16 protein-coding genes are annotated in these 14,436 nt (G+C 68.4%); 5 read left to right on the top strand and 11 right to left on the bottom strand.

What is annotated here, in order from left to right; all coding sequences use genetic code 11:
* The first annotated feature begins 94 nt into the window (after positions 1–94).
* The 4 genes from FJV41_RS40890 to FJV41_RS40875 all read left to right on the top strand — a co-directional run bounded on the left by FJV41_RS40890 (position 95) and on the right by FJV41_RS40875 (position 2,908).
* The gene (locus tag FJV41_RS40890; protein ID WP_141648051.1) at positions 95–862 is read left to right on the top strand and encodes a hypothetical protein; all 768 of its coding nucleotides are present in this window, start codon (positions 95–97) and stop codon (positions 860–862) included.
* Positions 859–1,509 (top strand): glycoside hydrolase family 19 protein, encoded by a 651-nt coding sequence (locus FJV41_RS40885; protein WP_141648050.1) that lies wholly within the window; start codon positions 859–861, stop codon positions 1,507–1,509. The genes FJV41_RS40890 and FJV41_RS40885 overlap by 4 nt, the downstream gene beginning before the upstream one ends.
* Positions 1,510–1,519: 10 nt before the next feature.
* The gene (locus tag FJV41_RS40880; protein ID WP_141648049.1) at positions 1,520–2,476 is read left to right on the top strand and encodes a hypothetical protein; all 957 of its coding nucleotides are present in this window, start codon (positions 1,520–1,522) and stop codon (positions 2,474–2,476) included.
* A 123-nt stretch (positions 2,477–2,599) separates the two neighbouring features.
* Positions 2,600–2,908 (top strand): hypothetical protein, encoded by a 309-nt coding sequence (locus FJV41_RS40875; RefSeq protein WP_141648048.1) that lies wholly within the window; start codon positions 2,600–2,602, stop codon positions 2,906–2,908.
* A gap of 129 nt (positions 2,909–3,037) precedes the next feature.
* Here FJV41_RS40875 and FJV41_RS40870 read toward each other — a convergent pair whose 3' ends face one another.
* Together FJV41_RS40870 and FJV41_RS40865 are read right to left on the bottom strand one after the other, a co-directional pair.
* Positions 3,038–3,499, bottom strand: coding sequence for an SMI1/KNR4 family protein (locus FJV41_RS40870; RefSeq protein WP_141648047.1), 462 nt, complete (start codon positions 3,497–3,499; stop codon positions 3,038–3,040).
* A gap of 4 nt (positions 3,500–3,503) precedes the next feature.
* Positions 3,504–3,905 (bottom strand): hypothetical protein, encoded by a 402-nt coding sequence (locus tag FJV41_RS40865; RefSeq protein ID WP_246137729.1) that lies wholly within the window; start codon positions 3,903–3,905, stop codon positions 3,504–3,506.
* A 1,499-nt stretch (positions 3,906–5,404) separates the two neighbouring features.
* Here FJV41_RS40865 and FJV41_RS40860 point away from each other — a divergent pair.
* Positions 5,405–5,953, top strand: a complete 549-nt coding sequence (locus FJV41_RS40860) for a C40 family peptidase (protein ID WP_141648045.1) — start codon at positions 5,405–5,407, stop codon at positions 5,951–5,953.
* A gap of 204 nt (positions 5,954–6,157) precedes the next feature.
* Here the strand turns inward: FJV41_RS40860 and FJV41_RS40855 are convergent, their stop codons facing one another.
* From FJV41_RS40855 to FJV41_RS40815, 9 genes are all read right to left on the bottom strand, one after another.
* Entirely contained in the window at positions 6,158–6,976 is an 819-nt protein-coding gene (locus tag FJV41_RS40855; RefSeq protein WP_141648044.1) for a DUF3014 domain-containing protein, read from the bottom strand.
* Between the two features lie 155 nt (positions 6,977–7,131).
* On the bottom strand, positions 7,132–8,013 hold the full coding sequence (locus tag FJV41_RS40850; protein WP_141648043.1) for a ribonuclease H-like domain-containing protein: 882 nt from the start codon (positions 8,011–8,013) through the stop codon (positions 7,132–7,134).
* Positions 8,013–8,441: a (deoxy)nucleoside triphosphate pyrophosphohydrolase gene (locus tag FJV41_RS40845; protein ID WP_141648042.1), complete on the bottom strand. Its 429-nt coding sequence runs from the start codon at positions 8,439–8,441 to the stop codon at positions 8,013–8,015. Before FJV41_RS40845 ends, FJV41_RS40850 begins: the two co-directional genes overlap by 1 nt.
* On the bottom strand, positions 8,438–9,556 hold the full coding sequence (locus tag FJV41_RS40840; RefSeq protein ID WP_497812667.1) for an outer membrane protein assembly factor BamB family protein: 1,119 nt from the start codon (positions 9,554–9,556) through the stop codon (positions 8,438–8,440). Before FJV41_RS40840 ends, FJV41_RS40845 begins: the two co-directional genes overlap by 4 nt.
* A 55-nt stretch (positions 9,557–9,611) precedes the next feature.
* Positions 9,612–10,412, bottom strand: a complete 801-nt coding sequence (locus FJV41_RS40835; RefSeq protein ID WP_141648040.1) for a tetratricopeptide repeat protein — start codon at positions 10,410–10,412, stop codon at positions 9,612–9,614.
* Between the two features lie 103 nt (positions 10,413–10,515).
* Positions 10,516–11,895, bottom strand: a complete 1,380-nt coding sequence (gene der, locus FJV41_RS40830; RefSeq protein WP_141648039.1) for a ribosome biogenesis GTPase Der — start codon at positions 11,893–11,895, stop codon at positions 10,516–10,518.
* A 1-nt stretch (position 11,896) separates the two neighbouring features.
* Entirely contained in the window at positions 11,897–12,841 is a 945-nt protein-coding gene (era, locus tag FJV41_RS40825) for a GTPase Era (protein ID WP_141648038.1), read from the bottom strand.
* Between the two features lie 123 nt (positions 12,842–12,964).
* Complete coding sequence (locus FJV41_RS40820; RefSeq protein WP_141648037.1) at positions 12,965–13,516, bottom strand: peptidylprolyl isomerase; 552 nt, start codon at positions 13,514–13,516, stop codon at positions 12,965–12,967.
* A gap of 78 nt (positions 13,517–13,594) precedes the next feature.
* Entirely contained in the window at positions 13,595–14,320 is a 726-nt protein-coding gene (locus tag FJV41_RS40815) for a peptidylprolyl isomerase (protein WP_141648036.1), read from the bottom strand.
* Positions 14,321–14,436: the final 116 nt, after the last annotated feature.

Below are 14,436 nucleotides of genomic sequence, written 5' to 3'. Positions count from 1 at the left end.
GTTGTGTATAAGAGACAGGTGGGGGAATCTGGGGGGACATAGCGGACATTTTCGGGACCGCTGCCGGAATCTTCGGCGCGCTCTATCCCTGACCATGGCACTCACCCGCGAGCAGGAGGTCGTGGCGGTTGACCTGATGGCGAGAGTGCGCTCGCTGCTTGTGCGGTGCGAGCGCGAGGCGGCGACGGTGGAGACTGCGCGGGACTACCTCCCCTCCGAGGGGTGGGGCATCCCGGGACTGGAACTGCTGGAGGTGGTGCGGGACCTCCTCGGCAACGACACGCAGGCCCAGGTCGTGGGCGCCATGCGCGAGGTTGCCGACAGGGTGCCCAGGTGGATTGGGCCCGACGGGGCAAAGTACAAGTGGCTCGTTCGCGGCACGCGCGACGATGGCACGCCGTACCCGTTCGGACTCTGGTTGGACGAGGGAAATGCCATCGCGTCCACGCTGGCCACCGCACTGCATGAGGTGCACGAGGCATCCACCTGGACCGTGATTGAGCGGACCGTGGATGCGACGGAAGAGGAGTTGGCAGCGGCGGGGCGCGCCGTCGTGGACACTGTGGCCAGCATCCCCGAGGCCGTGACGGGGCCCTGGTCCTGGCAAACCAAACTGCTGCTCGGCGGCGTCGGCGTCGTCGCCCTGCTCGGCGCCGCTGGTGCCGCGTCCATGTTGTGGCAGGCCAACCGCGCGTCGCCTGTGGGCCTCGCGCTGCGCGGCGCGGGCCTCGCCGTGCGCGTTGGCGCGCGGCCACTCAACAACGCGGCCACCAGCGTTGGCCGGAAACTCGCTGCCCGCATCAAGCAGGCTGAGCGGCAGCACCTGGTGGCGCGGCCAAAGACGAAGGGACGCAAGACATGAGCGCACTACTCGCAGCCCTCGCGGCTGCCGGCGCGGCCACGGTGGCCGCTGTTGTCTCCATCCGCCGGCCGACGCCCAGCGCCACGCCCGCGCGCGGCATCCTCACGCTCGACGAGCTGCGCGCGCTGACGCCTCGGCTTGACGAGGCCCGACGCGTCGCATTCCTGCCTCATCTCAATGCCGCGATGGAGCGGTGGGACATCAAGGGCTATGCGCGGGTGACGCAGTTTCTCGGCCAGGTCCTCTTTGAGAGCGACCAATTCACCAAACTGGTTGAGGCGGGGGACGTCGCCTATCTGGAGGGGCGAGACAACCTCGGCAACACGCAGGCTGGCGATGCGGAGCGGTACAAGGGCCGTGGAGCCATCCAGCTCACGGGCCGTTACAACTACACGCAGGCGGCGAAGGCGCTGGGCGAGCCCTACGACACCCGGCCGGAGTTGGTGGCGACGCCCGAGCATGCGTTTGTCACGGCGGGCTGGTTCTGGAGGCGCGGAACCTCGCTGGACCTCAACGTGCCGGCGGATGCAGGCGAACAGCTCACGATTACGAAGCGCATCAACGGGGGGACCAACGGGCTCACCCACCGTCAGTCCTATCTCGCCAAGGCCCAGGCCGCGCTGTCCCATTGGCTGACTCGCACCTGAGAGGCACACCATGTCCATCACATCGAAGGTCATCACTGGAGCTGGCTCCACCACCCCTGTCCCGTGCGGCGGCGTCTGTGTGGGGTGGCGCGTGGAGCCGGCGGGCGTCTACCCGGTGCCGACGTTCCCCGTCACGGTGCGCTATCACCTGGATGACAGCGGCACTCACAGGGATGCCGTCATGACGTCGTCCCACGGCCGCTGGCCCGGGGAACCCATCGTCAAGCTGGAGCTGCTCGCGCCCGCGAGCACGCAGTGGCGCGTCACGCTCTACGAGACCAACGGCGCCTGGGACGAGGACAAGGGTGGCGTCGGTGGGCTCGGCGGGCTGCGCACGTACATGGATACCAATCCGGCTGGCGGCCCCGTCCTGGTGGCCATCCCGGGCATGGCCTACGCGCATGACGGCGGAGTGATGAGCAGCGGCGTGGCGCCGCTCTCCTGTACGTATAACGGCGTGCCACGTCTTGCCGCGCGGCCGGACAGCAACGCGTCGCCGCTGCGCGTGGATGCGGATGGGCGGCTGCTCGTCTTCGCGACGACCACGCCCCAGGTGCCTGTGCTGCTCGACAGCGGAACCATGAGCCGTAGCCCTGGCTCCGGGCTGACGCTGGAGCTGCTCGGCGCGGCGCGGGATACCAGCGCGTATAGCGGCGGCCTGATGCTGCGGCTTGGCCCCGTGACCATCTATGGCGGGACGGGTGCGCTCCTGACTGGCGCGGTGCGCTCGGTGAAATCCAACTTGGTCGGCGGCGTGACGACGGACTACACGCTGCACGAGTACCCCAGCGTCGGCGTCACGACTGGGCAGGTGTCCCAGCTCACGGTGTCGCAAACGGCGCCGGCCGGGACGGCGGGCAACTGCGCGACGGCCAACGGCTATGTGCTCCGCGCGCAGGCCGTCCTCAACATCAGCGGCGGGGCCGTTGGCTACAACGCGGCCTGGGAGTTGTGGGGCCTGCCGTAGCACTCCTCTCCTGACAACACCGCCTCCCGCCGGCATGCGCCGCGACGGGAGGCGTGTGCCTCTCACTACGGGCCGGCGCGGGGCGCGGCTCGTGGTGCTCTCACTGCCCCGCGAGGTGTCCACATGGGAAACATCGTGCAGTGGTTCATCCGTGGCGTCTGCGCGGCTGCTGGCGCGCTGGCCATTTACCTCCCGATGAGCCCCATGCAGCGGGGCGCGGACACGGCCGCGCAGGTCTGCGAGTCCGTGGGCGTCCAGGCGTACCCGCGCGACAGCAACGGGGAGGTGGTGCCGCGCCCGGATGAGGCGGCGACGCGGAGCGTGGGCCTCATGCGCCAGGGCAGCGGGTGGGTGCCCGTGACGCTGCCGGCGAAGGCGGCGAGCTCCACGGTGGAGGACGTGGGTCCGAGCGATGCCCGCGGTGCGCAGTAGCAACAGCGTTGCCGGCTCCTCGAGCTTGGCCAGGCCGAGCACCATTTCTGCCCCGCCCCCCTCTGAGACGGCACAGTAAATAAATACGCAGATGCAGTTGTGACTGGGGCCGTGGCGCGAGCTGCGGCCCTAGTCGTCCTGGAGCCAGTAGAGGCGGTTGTTGCTGGCCAGCGCGCGCGCCAAAAACTCACGCAGCGAGGCCGCGACCTGCCGCACCTCAGGATACGTGCCGTGGTACGCGTCGAGCATCGGGTACGGCGCGGGCCCGGCCACGTCCACAAGGACAAAGTCCGAGTCCTGGCAGTCAACGAGCGTCCACCAGGACGCGTCGCCCATGGTGTCGTCGTCAATGCCGCGCATGCGCACGCGGGCGCGCTGTAGCTCGGCCAGCGACAGGATGGAGTAGCGGGCATCGGGCAACGGTACGAACAGCTCAGCGCCGTTGGTGCGCGTGTAGAGGGCGCGAAGCTCGGGCCCGAGCTTCCAGCCGGCGCGGCCCTCTAACTCCGCAATCTCGCGCTCCGTCGCGGGCGGGTGTGGGTAGTGCTCGCGCACCACGGTGTCGATGAGCTGGGCGAGTGTCGGCGTCATGGTGTCAATCGCTGTAGGGCCGGTCGGGGCCGATGGTGCTCCAGCGACTGCCCCGCGCGTAGCACTGGGGATAGGCGCTATTGACGACGGTGTGCACCGCGTCGGGGATGGGGAACACGTTGCGCGGGTCTGTCGGGTGTCCGCCGTGCCCAAGGTCGCGGATGTGGTGGCCGGGCCAGTTGCGTCCGCCGGACTGCGGCCACCCGCCAAACTCGGCTATCCAGTCACGGCGGTAGTTGTCGCGCGCGTTGTCCCACTGGCGTCGCGTGCGCGTGGGGTCCGTCACTGCGTAGTCGCAGCAGCAGTGTGTGAGCGCGTAGCGCGTGCCAGCCTGGGCAGGGAGATAGGCCCACCGGCCGGACCAGTCGCCCTTGAGGTCCGCCAGCCAGATGCAGCCGAGGAGCACGTGCCCCTCGGCTGCGCATCGTCGCTCGCACTGAGTCATCCACCGCGCCGAGCACAACCAGGGGCCGTAGTAGATGGCATACCGGACCGTGCCCCCGTCAGGCGTCGTGACGGGCGGTCCCTCCCACTTTGCGGACGCTGGCGGCCCTACGGCACCAACCGTCGCGGAGCCGCACCCCATCAGTGCGAGGGCTGCGGCCAGTCCGAGGCTCCAGGGTCGTGTTGAGGCAAACACGTAAAACCTGATAGCACCGCAATGCCGGCCACATAAGTCACGGCTGGATTTGCCGCCCTGCTGGGTAGCGCTTGTGTGTGGCGTGGGTCACGCGTGGTACGACTCGCACGAGCCCCATGGCCTGTCCCCACGTACCGTCTCCGCGTCGCTGTCCACCAGCTCCACCAGCTCGCGTGCGGCGCCGGGGCGCGGTCCTGGCCCTGGTGGCACTCCTGGCCCTGGCGTTGGCGCTGGGGGCCGTTGTGCCCGCGCCGCGTTCCGCTCCCGTTGACCTGGCCGTTGTGGTGGATGGTGGGTCCGCGTTGGTGGACGTACACCAGCAGGCGCCGGGCGAGCTGCGCGCGGGCACTCTCCCTGCGCGGCCCGACCCGGAGTGGGCACCGCCTCCGTGCCCTCGGACTCACATGGAGCGCAACGGAGCCTGCTGGTTGCTCGCGGCATCATCGCCACCGTGCCCAGAGGGCAGCTATGAGCACGCTGGGCACTGCTACACGCCACTGTCGCGGGGACGCAGGCCGCCGACGAGCGTTGACCGGTGAGGCCCTACGGAGGGCAGCGGCACGCGGCACGCTGCACGACGCTCCCAGGCGCGCGCAGCATGGGCGTGTAACAGTGCCGACAGACGAGGTGCAGCTCGGCCCGGTCGGCGTCGTGCGCTGCCCGGACCATCGCGACAATTTGCGAGGCTGGGCAGGCGAGACAGCGCCATAGGTGTCCACGGCCGAAACGGTGGGTCCGACACACCGGCCTGAAGCACACTGCGCAGTGGCGCCACGCCCAATCACCACATGAGTCAAACCGACACCGCCGCCGCGAATATGGCCGGCCTGCCCCTGTCCCCTTGAATTTGTCCATGGCGGGGACGTAACTTTGCAATCCACCCGCCCGCAAAAGGGCGGGCCCGGTGGGGAAGTGAGATTCCCCGCCCGGGCCCTAGGCACGACTGGAGTTAGCGGCTCCAGCGGCATTTCGATGGTCCCGCGTTTAGCGGCGCGGCCCCTCGGAGAGAGGCACCGGAACCGGAAGCTGTAGGCGTTGCCATCTCACGGGCACGATGTGCGGCCGGGCAATCTGCCACGGCGCGGTGGGGTGCGTCGTGAGAAGCTTGCAATGCGCGAAAATCTACCGCGCGAGTCGTCATAAGGCAACCGTTATCGGACGTGCCGCTAGAGGGAGGACAGGGGTGAACCGTGGGCCTGGCTGCCTGGATGCCCGCATCGAGTCCTCGCTTCTCGTGGCCACCGTGGCCGCGTACCGTGCCCGGCATGCGTTTCCTCCAACGAACCGCGGTCACCACCGCGTTTTGCTGCGGCCTGCTGGCGCTGACGGGATGCCCGGACAAGACCTCGGGTCCGTCGCCAGATTCTGGCGTCGCCGAAGTTCCCGAGGCGCCCAAGGCCCCGCCGCCGACCACGTTCGCGCTTCGCTCCCAGGTTCCCGATGCGGGCCTCGCGGAGATCTCCCTGGACCCTGGCGAGAAGCCGGTCATCGAGCAGACCTCGACGCTGGAGCTGACCGCGTCACGAGGCCTCCGGAACTACCGGGTCCGCCTCTTCGACGCCGCTGAGCGAGCCATGGTCTCCGACGACGTCGCCGAGGAATCCGACACCGGGCTCGTCTACCGCATCGTCCTGCCCCAGCCCCTGAAGACCGGCTTCGAGTACACCCTGGTCGTCGATGCCCAGACCGGCACCGCGTTCACGGACACCTTGGGCCGCGACGTCGAGGAACTCCGCACCACGTTCCTGATCGCCGGCGAAAAGGAAAAGCCGGCACCGCCTCCAGCGCCGGCCAAGAAGAAAAAGCGCCGCTAGTCCTGGGCCTCATGGCGGCCCCGAATGTTCCCGGCGCCGCCTCGAATGTTCCGGGCCGCTAGCCCTGGGCCCGCATGAACATTCCAGCCTTGCCGCGAACATCCGGCCCCCGGCTTGCCCCGGTCGCCCCTGAACATTCGGGCTCGCTACCGCGAATATTCGGGCTCCATCCAGAGCCCGGTCGCCCATCAACATTCGGGCTCGCTACGGGCCCTCGGCGGCCACCGGAGGCAGTCCCAGCGCGCCCTGAAGCTCCCGGAGCTTCGCCTGGATGACCCGAATGTTCTGGGGCCCCATCCGCAGCAAGTGCTTCTGCGCCCGGCTCAGGCCCTCCAGCTCCGGTGAGGCATAGACATAGAGCGCTCCTTGCGGCTGGACATCCAGCGCGGCGCCCTCCGGAACCGGAACCGCGAGCAGATGCTGGATGGCTCGGCTCAGCGTCGAATCGAACGTCTGTCCCGGCGGAGCAATCTCGCCATGCGCCTGGTCGATGAGCGGCTTCAAGTCGCGGTACATGCTCTTGGCGACCTGCGCGTCGAAGGTGCCGAACACTCGCGCCACCAGGTCGTAGCGAGCATGGCTTCGCGGGTCGATGGTCACCGACTTGTCCTTGCCCTCGACGACCTGGAATCCATCCGCCGGGCCCAGGAAACCCAGCACCATCCGGGGGCTCACGCCCTCCGCGATGTTGTTCACGGCCGCCGTCACCCGGCGCACCAGATCCTTCTCCTGGAGCCAGCGCTGGAGTTCCGCTTCCTCCGACATCCGGCTCGCCATCTCCCGGACCCGGCCGTCACTCTCCGGAAGCGAAGCCGTCGGTGCTACCGGCGCGGCCACACCTGCGTCCTCGATGATTGGAGCCACCGCGACCACGGGCGGCGGCTCCTTCTCGAAGAGGCCCAGCGCGACGGCGGCCCCTACGCCCACCGCCACCAGCGCGCCGCCAACCAGCGCGGCCTTCTTTCCAGCCGAGCCGCGCTGGGGAACCTCGGAGCTCTCTGTCGGGTCAATCGGGTCGCTCATGGGTTGCGGTCCTCCGTCTCGGGTTCGGTTCACCCTACAAACGACTCCTGGACGCATTCCACGGGCGCGGTGCAACCCATGAGGCCGGTTGTTCACCGGAAGAGAGTCCCAGGGGGGCGAATCGCCGAGGCACCCTGCCCGCCCTGCTCAGGAACTCAGGGAAACTGCTCTTCGGCCCGGACGCGCTCAAGCGTCTGAAGGTCCCGCTCCGTGGGACCCAGCTCCAGGATGATCCGGCTCACGTCGTACAGCACTTCTCCGCGCTCGAACACGGGCAGCCGGGGCACGTCCTGATTCAAGTCATCGGCGCCGCGGTTGTAGGCCACGTCCATCAGCGTCCGGAGCTGGAAGGAGTCGTAGAGGTTGTATTCCACCAGGAACCGCAGCGCCTCCACGTCGCCGCGCCGCGTATACGCACGCCACAGCAGCACGGCGTCGTAGCCGTTGACGCCCTTCATGTGCGGCGGACGCTCGGCGCCAATCTTTCCTTCGATCTCCTTCAGCCCGCCACCCAGTCCGAGCCGACGCGTGACGAAGCGCAGATCGATATGCGCGTCCGGCACCGGAAACCGCCCCGCGCCAAAGTAGTTGCGCAGCACCGGCACATCGAACGTGGACCCGTTGAAAGTCACCCACAGCCGCCGCGCCGCCATGGCCTCCGGCAGCGCGTCCATGTTCCGGCCCTGGATGAACACGTGCAGGCCCGTGGCATCGAACAGACTCACCACCGTGGGAGCCTGGGCCTCGCGGCCATCCGTCTCGATGTCGAAGTAGACGGCGTCCTGGTGGAACTCGGGGTACAGCCGCCAGTGCTCACGGGGCGGAATCAGCTCCGCCAGCCGGCGCAAATCCCTCCGCTCCAGCGCCTCACGACCCAGCGCGAGTCGCTCCCGCGCGATGTCGTCCGTCTTCCGGGTGATGGCCACACCCTCGCCGGCCGCCGGATAGTCGTCCCACGTCTTGAAGCCGCGCGCCCAGAGGTCCTTCTCGCGCCAGGGGCCCACGCCGGGGATGTGCTGGAACGTCCGCTGGAGCATCAATCGAGCGCGCCCAACCTTCCCGCCACCAGCTCCTCCAGGAGCGGAATGTCCGCTTCGCAGAAAGGCAGGGACTGCATCTCCCCGGGCGTCCGGAACTCGAGCGCATTCGCGCCCAACGGCTTCGGCTCTCCGGAGAGCATCCGCGCCACATAGAGCACCAGCTCCACCGTCAGGTCCGGGTACTCGTGGCGGCCTTCCCACAGCCGCCGGCCCACGGAGAGCTCCACATCCAGCTCCTCGCGACACTCCCGGGCAAGCGCGGCTTCGTCCGTCTCGCCCGCCTCCACCTTGCCGCCCGGAAACTCCCACAGGAGCGCGCGGCTTCCACCCGGAAGCCGCTGCTGCACCAGGAAGCGCTGGGCGTCGAGGCGACCTGGAATCAGCGCCGCCACCACGCGGACCGTCCGGGTCGCCACCGTGGTCACCCCTTCAGCCCGTTGAAGTCCAGCGAGTAGAGCCACCCGTTGTTGGAGAGCACGAACAGCTTCGAGCCCGCCACGAACGGCGTCGCGGAGACGCCGTCACCGGGGTTCCACGACACGCGCGCCTGGCCCGTCTTCGGGTCCAGGAACAGCAGCGACCGCTGGATGGGAACAATCAGCATTCCCTTGGAGAACACCGGCGTCTGGCCCGACCTTTCGCCCAGGGGGTGCGACCAGAGGAGCCGTCCGTCTTCCGCCAGGTAGGCGTCCACGCGGCCGTCGCCCACGGTGAAGAGCATCTGCCCCTTCGCCAGCAGCCCCGTCATGCCGGACACCGAGCTGGTCCAGACCAGCTCTCCGGACTCCGCCTCGAGCGCGAAGAGGCCGTTCTTGTACGACGCCACGTAGAGCTGCCCGTGGTCATCCAGCGCGGGCGTGGTGTCCACGTCCAGGAACTCGGAGCCGCTTCCCGACAGCGACTTCTCCCAGTTCGCGCCGCCGTCCTTCATGTTCAGCGACACGATGTAGCCGTCGGAGAAGCCCACGTAGACATTGCCGTCGCGAACCAGCGGCGTCGACGCGCCTCGCACCGTGAAGCCCGACGGCGGGTCCCTGCGGTACTGCCAGGCCCAGACCCCGTCCTCGACCTTCACCGCGAACAGGGTGTCGCTCTCCGAGGCCACCAACACCAGGCCCTCGGCAATCACCGGCACCGTGGCCAGCGACTCACCCGCCGCGTACTGCCATTTCTGATCTCCAGTGGCCGCGTCCAGCGCGTACAGGGTGCCGTCACCCCCGGGAACGAAGGCCACGCCGTCGCTCACCTGGGCCCCCGCCGCGAAGCGGGTCGTCGTCCGCTTGGACCACTTGATCTGACCGTCCGGACCCACGCCGCGGATGACGCCATCCCGCGTGAGCGCGATGACCGTCTTGCTCTTCGCGTCGTACGCTGGCGAGGCGACCTCGCGAGGCGCGTACTCCAGCAGGGTGGGCGCCACCAGTGGCGCCCACCAGTCCACCGAGAAGTAGTCCACCGGAGGCGCCAGCTCCGTGCGGGGCAGCTCCGGATTGCCGTAGCGCGGCAGGGTACTGCAACCGCCCAGGAGACCGACCGCCACGGCACTCCCCAGCCAACGCCTCCAGCTCACGAGCTGCTTCTTCATAACGTGCGCGCTACCCCGCGTCAGTGACGGCGGCCGGCGCGGGCGCCGGGGCCGGGATCTTCACGCCCTGCGAGGCCAGCACCGCCAGCCGCTCGCTGGACAGTCGCGCCGCCGTGGTGTTCGCGTGGTCCGTGGACACCTTGGACAGCACGGCCGCGGCCTCGTCCTTCTTGTCCTGCGCGATGAGCATCCGACCCTTGTGGTAGTCGCCCATGCCGGCCAGGAACTCACCGCCGCCCGCCGCGCCCATCTGCTCGAAGGACTTGATGGCCTCGTCGTACTTCTTCTCCGCCTCGAAGGCGTAGCCCTGTCCCTCCAGCGCGCCCGCGCGGAGCGGGTCGTTCTGGGCGGCGCCCTTCAGGAAGTCGCTGAACGCGGTCTGCGCGTCCGCGAAGCGGCCCAGGCGGAACTGCGCCTCGCCGAGCGACAGCGCCGCCGTCGTCGCCGACCGCGTCCCACCGTGCTCCTTGCGGAAGTCCGACAGCGCCGTCACCAGCGCCTCGTCGCGCTCCTTCACGTTCTTGAAGGGCGTCTCGGTGTCGCCGGGCTGCGCGGGCTGCACGCCCTCCACGGGACGATCCAGCACGGCGAGCGCCTGGCCCAACGCCTGGCCGGCCTGCGCCTCGCCGCGCTTGGACACCTCGCTGGCGATGGCCACACCCACACCGCCCAGGATGATGACGGCCACGGCGATGCCGATGATCTTCTGCCGCTGGATGAGCCAGTCACGCGCGTCAGCGCCGACCTTTTGGAAGGTGTCCGGCTGACGAAGCTCCTGCTGGCGAATCTTCTCGGTCTTGGTTCCAGCCACGTCGGTCAACCTCTCTCTGCGCTTCGGTGCTCTACCCTGTCGGAGAGCGGAAGAGCGGCGCACTGTACGGAGCGCGCGCCGCGAGTGTCAACGCACGGACGCTTCAGTGCTTCCCCTGATGGCTCGGCCTCTTTCGAGCCGCCCGCTTCGCCTGTCCGGGCCGCTCCCGGAACACCAGCCGGATGGGCACTCGCAGGTCGAAGGTCTTCCGGAGCTGATTGGTGATGTACCGCTTGTACATGTCCGGCACGCCCTCCGGATGGTTGCACGTGAGGGCGAACGTCGGCGGCGCCGACGTGACCTGGGTGATGTAGTACAGGCGCAGCGGCTTGCTCCGGACGATGGGCGCCGGGTGGTTGTCCACCATGTACTCCAGGAGCCGGTTGAGCTGGGGCGTGGGGGCCCGGAACCGGAACTGCTCGGCCAGCTCCACCGCCGCGTCCATGACCTTCTCCACCTTGGAGCCCGTCAGCGCGGACGTGAAGATGATGGGCGCGTAGCCCACGAACTTCAGCGAGTGCCGGAGCGACTCCCGGAACGCCTCCTGGCGGCGCTGATCCGCGTCGATCAGGTCCCACTTGTTCACCACGATGACCAGCGCGCGGCCGCGCTCCTCGGCCAGGCCCGCCAGCTTCGCGTCCTGGTCCACCGCGGGCTCCGTGGCGTCCATCAGCAGCACCGCCACGTCGCTGCGCTCCATCACCTTGAGCGCCGCGATGACCGAGTACTTCTCGATCTGGTGGGCAATCGTCTTCTTGCGCCGGATGCCCGCGGTGTCCGTGAGGAGCAGCTTGCGGTCCTTGTAGGTCAGCGGCGAGTCGATGGGGTCCCTCGTCGTCCCCGGAATCTCGCTGGCCACCACCCGCTTCTCCTTCAGGATGGCGTTGACCAGGGTGCTCTTGCCCACGTTGGGCCGGCCGATGATGGCCACGCGGATGATGCCGTCGTCCGGCGGGGCCTCGGCGTCCTCGCCCTCTTCCTTCGGCGGCAGCTTCTCGACGACCTCGTCGAACAGGCCGGGCACGCCCAGGCCATGCTCCGCGGACATGGCGTGCACCTCGCCCAGGCCCATCTTGTAGAAGTCCGCGGTCAGCGACTGCATCTGCCCGCTGGTGGTGTCCAGCTTGTTCACCGCGACAATCACCGGCTTGCCGCTCTTGCGCAGGTACTTGGCCACCGCTTCGTCAGCGCCCGTCACGCCCTCCCGGCCGTCGGTGACGAAGATGATGACGTCACACTCCTCCACGGCCAGCTGGGCCTGCTCACGCACCTGCTTGAGCAGCGAGTCCTTCTCGCCGGGGACGAAGCCGCCGGTGTCGATGAAGGTGAACGCGCGTCCACCCCACGCCGCGTCCGCGTAGTGGCGATCCCGCGTCACGCCCGGCTGGTCCTCCACCAACGCGATGCGGCGACCGATGAGGCGGTTGAACAGCGTGCTCTTGCCCACGTTGGGGCGTCCGACAATGGCTACCAGGGGCTTCATCTCAGTCGTATCCCAGCTTCTTGAGGCCTTCGGGGCGCTCGCTCCAGCGCGGCTCCACCCGGACACGCAGGTCCAGGTACACATGCGCGCCCAGCAGGCGTTGCACGGACTTGCGCGCGTCCGTGCCAATCGTCTTCAGCATCTGCCCCTGTTTTCCAATGATGATGGCCTTCTGGCTGTCGCGCTCCACGAAGATGGAGGCGGCGATGCGGATGAGTCCGCCCAGCTGGCCTGGAGGAGTTCCCGGCCGGGGCTCGCGCTCGGACTCGTCGAAGATATCCACCAGCACGGCGGTGGAGTACGGAATCTCCTGCCGGCAGTGACGCAGCACCTGCTCGCGGATGTACTCGCCCACCAGCGCCCGCTCCTGCTGGTCCGTGAGCATGTCCTCGTCGAAGAGGCGCTCGCCTTCCGGCAGGTGGCTCAACACCGTGGTGAACAGGCGCTCCACGCCGTCCTTCTCGCGCGCGGAGATGGGGACCACCTCCGCGAAGGGGAACTCCTGGCGGTACAGGTCGATGAGCGGAAGGATGGCTCCCTTGGGGATGGAGTCGATCTTGTTGATGACCAGGAAGGTGGGCTTGCCCAGCTTCTGGAGCCGCTCGAGGATGATGCGGTTGCCCGGGCTGACCTCGGGCTTCTCGCCGGCGGGCGGTTCAATCAGGAAGAGGACCAGGTCCACCTCCTCCGCGGCCTGGATCGCCGTCTCCACCATGTAGCGGTTGAGCTCCCCCTTGGCCTGGTGGATGCCGGGGGTGTCGAGGAATGCGACCTGCCCTTCAGGGCGGGTCACGACTCCGAGGATGCGGTTGCGCGTCGTCTGCGGCTTGCCGGAGACGATGGCGATCTTCTCACCGGTGAGCGCGTTGAGCAGGGTGCTCTTGCCCACATTGGGGCGTCCGATGAGCGCGGCGAAGCCGCTGCGGTGGTTCTTGGGAGAGGCCATTGCTTCGAAGGTGGTCTGGGAGTCCCTGTGTGGCTGGGAGCCCCTGAGGGGGAACTTCCAACAGCGCCCTATAACAGACCACCACCCCCGGCATCTGCCCGGGGCGGTGGTCAGGCGGGCGGCCTACGGCTGGGTCGTCGAGATGGTCAGCTTGTTGACCGTCACGGGCGTGCGGGGACGGTCATCACCATCCCGGGCCACCTTGCTGATCTTCTCCACGATGTCGTAGCCCTTCACGACCTCGCCGAAGATGGTGTGCTTGTTGTTGAGGTACGTCGGCTTCGACGTCGTCAGGAAGAACTGGCTGCCGTTGGTGTGCGGCCGGCCGATGTTCGCCATCGCCAGGAGGCCCACCTTGTCGAACGTGCGGCCGGACTGGAACTCGTCCTTCACGTTGAAGCCGGGGTTGCCGCGGCCGGAGCCGAGCGGACAGCCGCCCTGAATCATGAAGCCGTCGATGACGCGGTGGAACACGGTGCCGTCATAGAACGGGCGCTTCGTCTTCTCCTGCGTCTTGGGGTCCGTGAACTCCAGCTCCCCCGTCGCCAGGCCCACGAAGCTCGCCACCGAATCCGGGGCGTCCTTCGGGAACAGCTTCACGACAATCTGCCCCTGCGTGGTGTCGAAGGTGGCGTAAAGGTCATTGCCCGCGCGGGCCTCGTCCGTCATTCCCATGCTGCCCTCCCGTCTTGCTTGATGGACCCGCCGAAGCAGCGGGTCCGTTTCACGTCCACTGCCCCAAGTCCCGCCGACCTACCGGGGGGACTCGGGCCGAGCGCCCTGGGGCTTCGGCGTCACCGGGGGCTTCACCGGGGCATCCGCCGCCGGTCCCTTCCGGATGACGACGCCCGCGGGCGCCTTGTCGCTCAGCTCCACCCGGGTGAGCACCACCGGCGTCTGCGGCCGGTCGCGGTTGTCCCGAGGCACCGCGCCAATCTTCTCCACGACGTCGTAGCCCTTCACCACCTCACCGAAGAGGGTGTGCCTGTTCGTCAGGTGGTCAGGCGCGCTGGTGGTGATGAAGAACTGGCTGCCGTTGGTGCCCGGTCCCCGGTTGGCCATGGCCAGCTGACCCGGCTTGTCGAAGACGTGGCCGTTGTTGAACTCGTCCTCGAAGCGATAACCCGGGTCACCCGAGCCCGTCCCCGTCGGGTCCCCTGCCTGAATCATGAAGCCCGGGATGACGCGGTGGAACACCGTCCCGTTGTACAGCGGCTGCTTCGACATCTCCCCGGACTTGGGGTCCCTCCACTCCTTCTCACCCGTGGCCAGACCCACGAAGTTCGCCACCGTCTTCGGGGCGTCCTTGGAGAAGAGGCGGACGGTGATGTCGCCCTCGCTCGTCTTCAGCGTGGCGTAGAGGTCCTTGCCGGCCGTCACCTTCTTCGTCCACTTGCCGGGAGCCGCGGCGACAGCGGTACCCGCCACCAGGCAGGCCACCAGCGCGAACGTCAGACGGAGGGGTGAGGAGGGGCGCATGGGCGCGGCACCTTATTCCCCACCCCCTTCCCCACCAAGGGGTTTCACGCCGAGGTGTCGTCCGGTGGCACTTCCGGGGTGGGCGCCTCCACCGGGGGCGGCCCTCCCTCGGGGGG

Source organism: Myxococcus llanfairpwllgwyngyllgogerychwyrndrobwllllantysiliogogogochensis, assembly GCF_006636215.1.
Taxonomy (GTDB): domain Bacteria; phylum Myxococcota; class Myxococcia; order Myxococcales; family Myxococcaceae; genus Myxococcus; species Myxococcus llanfairpwllgwyngyllgogerychwyrndrobwllllantysiliogogogochensis.
Note: the sequence above shows the minus strand (reverse complement) of the source record. Positions and strands in the feature narration are given on the sequence as shown.

What these genes read in the sequence shown, in the direction of transcription:
- FJV41_RS40850 (WP_141648043.1), bottom strand. Translation starts at nt 8,013, where the DNA reads ATGCTCCAGCGGACGTTCCAGCACATCCCCGGCGTGGGCCCCTGGCGC.
- era (WP_141648038.1), bottom strand. Translation starts at nt 12,841, where the DNA reads ATGGCCTCTCCCAAGAACCACCGCAGCGGCTTCGCCGCGCTCATCGGA.
- FJV41_RS40820 (WP_141648037.1), bottom strand. Translation starts at nt 13,516, where the DNA reads ATGGGAATGACGGACGAGGCCCGCGCGGGCAATGACCTTTACGCCACC.
- der (WP_141648039.1), bottom strand. Translation starts at nt 11,895, where the DNA reads ATGAAGCCCCTGGTAGCCATTGTCGGACGCCCCAACGTGGGCAAGAGC.
- FJV41_RS40815 (WP_141648036.1), bottom strand. Translation starts at nt 14,320, where the DNA reads ATGCGCCCCTCCTCACCCCTCCGTCTGACGTTCGCGCTGGTGGCCTGC.
- FJV41_RS40870 (WP_141648047.1), bottom strand. Translation starts at nt 3,499, where the DNA reads ATGACGCCGACACTCGCCCAGCTCATCGACACCGTGGTGCGCGAGCAC.
- FJV41_RS40890 (WP_141648051.1), top strand. Translation starts at nt 95, where the DNA reads ATGGCACTCACCCGCGAGCAGGAGGTCGTGGCGGTTGACCTGATGGCG.
- FJV41_RS40860 (WP_141648045.1), top strand. Translation starts at nt 5,405, where the DNA reads ATGCGTTTCCTCCAACGAACCGCGGTCACCACCGCGTTTTGCTGCGGC.
- FJV41_RS40875 (WP_141648048.1), top strand. Translation starts at nt 2,600, where the DNA reads ATGGGAAACATCGTGCAGTGGTTCATCCGTGGCGTCTGCGCGGCTGCT.
- FJV41_RS40880 (WP_141648049.1), top strand. Translation starts at nt 1,520, where the DNA reads ATGTCCATCACATCGAAGGTCATCACTGGAGCTGGCTCCACCACCCCT.
- FJV41_RS40885 (WP_141648050.1), top strand. Translation starts at nt 859, where the DNA reads ATGAGCGCACTACTCGCAGCCCTCGCGGCTGCCGGCGCGGCCACGGTG.
- FJV41_RS40855 (WP_141648044.1), bottom strand. Translation starts at nt 6,976, where the DNA reads ATGAGCGACCCGATTGACCCGACAGAGAGCTCCGAGGTTCCCCAGCGC.